At 70.4% G+C, this 1,818-nt stretch carries 1 protein-coding gene; it reads left to right on the plus strand.

The features are described 5' to 3' along the window. Positions 1 to 270 precede the first annotated feature (270 nt). The gene (locus I6A81_RS41060; RefSeq protein WP_203008436.1) at positions 271 to 1,686 is read left to right on the plus strand and encodes an IS110 family RNA-guided transposase; all 1,416 of its coding nucleotides are present in this window, start codon (positions 271 to 273) and stop codon (positions 1,684 to 1,686) included. Positions 1,687 to 1,818: the final 132 nt, after the last annotated feature.

Below are 1,818 nucleotides of genomic sequence, written 5' to 3' on the forward strand. Positions count from 1 at the left end.
CCCAAAAGTTCCCCTGGCCCTTCGGGCCCGCCGCCCCGGCGGGAAACGGGTGTGGCCCGTTCGGGCGCGTGTGGGGTGGCGTGACAGGGTGCGGTTGATCGCCCGTCCTACGCCGTCCGCTCTTTGGCCTTCGCGGCCGTCCAAAAGTTTGGCGAGGGATCTTGACCGTGCGGGTCGCCCGCTGTGCCTCGAGCACGCCAGTCAGAGTGTTGATCTCGTGTCGGTCCCCGGGCGGTCGCTACCTGTAGGTATCGATCGGTTGGGGATGTGGTGGACGGTTCGGTCGAGGTCGTCGTGGACGACGCCGAGCAGATCCTGGAACGGGTCGCGGCGATCGACGTCGCGAAGGCGTCCGGGAAGGTGTGCGTGCGGGTCCCGCACGACACGCACGAAGGCAGGCGGGTCACCCGCGTCTTCGACGTCGGCGCGACGGTCCCGGCGGTGGAGGAACTCGCCGACCACCTGGTCTGCCAGGGCATCCAGCGGGTCGTCGTCGAAAGCACGTCCGACTACTGGCGGGTGTTCTACTACCTGCTCGAGGAGCGGGGCCTTCAGGTGTGGCTGGTCAACGCCCGGGACGTCAAGAACGTCCCCGGAAGACCCAAGACGGACAAGATCGACGCCGTGTGGCTGGCGAAGTTGAACGAACGCGGGATGCTGCGGCGGTCGTTCGTGCCGCCGGTCCAGATCCGCCGGATGCGGGATCTGACCCGGATGCGGGTCGACCTCGTCGCGGACCGCACGCGGGCCAAGCAGCGCAGCGAGAAGCTGCTCGAAGGCGCTCTGATCAAGCTGTCGTCGGTGGTCTCGGACATCTTCGGGGTCGCGGGCCGGCGGATCCTCGACGCGCTGGTAGCCGGGGAACGCGACCCGCGCCGGCTCGCGGCGCTCGGTACCGGCCTGAAGGCCTCGCCAGAAACTCTGGCCGCGGCGCTGACCGGCCGGTTCAGCGACCACGACGCGTTCACGCTCGAGATCTACTTGGCGCAGATCGACGCGCTCGACGAGCACCTCGCCGCACTGTCCGCACGGATTGATCAGATAACCGCCACGATGCCCCTGCCCGCCCGCCACACCGACACTCCCGGCGCAGCTGAGGTCACCGCGGTGCCCGGGGTCGGGAGAGTCTCACCGGTCACCGGTGAGATCATCCCGCCCGCCGGCGGCCGGCCGCAGCCGCGGACGGCCGCGGACCTCGTCGACCTGCTCGACCAGGTCCCCGGGATCGGCAGGGACGCCGCGCAGCTGATCCTCGCGGAGATCGGCACGGACATGGCCCCGTTCGCTACCTCCGGGCACCTGGCGTCGTGGGCGAAGCTGACCGCGCGCACGATCCAGACCGGGGCGTCGCTACGGATGGGCCGGACCGGACGCGGCAACCGGTACGTGCGTCGCACACTCGGCACGGCCGCGGCCTCCGTCGCACGCACGAACACCTTCCTCGGGGCACGCCACCGGCGGTTACGCGCCCGCCGCGGCGCGCTGAAGGCCCTCGTCGCCACCAGCCGCTCCATCTTGGAGATCATCTGGCGGATGGTGCGCGACCAGGTGCCGTTCCGCGAACTCGGCGCGGACTACCACACCCGCCACCAGGACCCGGACAAGCGCAAACGGGCGCTGGCCCGACAGATGAAAAGCCTCGGGCTCTCTCCCGAGGAAGCCGCCGCCATGCTCGCCGCAGCCTGAGGCCCGACCCGCAACCCTCGCCTACAGAAGGGCCAGCCGCCGCCACACCCGAACCGCCACCCGACGCCTACCAGCGGCCAAGCGCCCCGGTGGGCGCGAGCCTGACCACGTTGCGTTGGGTTTTCCAGTCAG

Source organism: Frankia nepalensis, assembly GCF_016786325.1.
Lineage (GTDB): Bacteria > Actinomycetota > Actinomycetes > Frankiales > Frankiaceae > Pseudofrankia > Pseudofrankia nepalensis.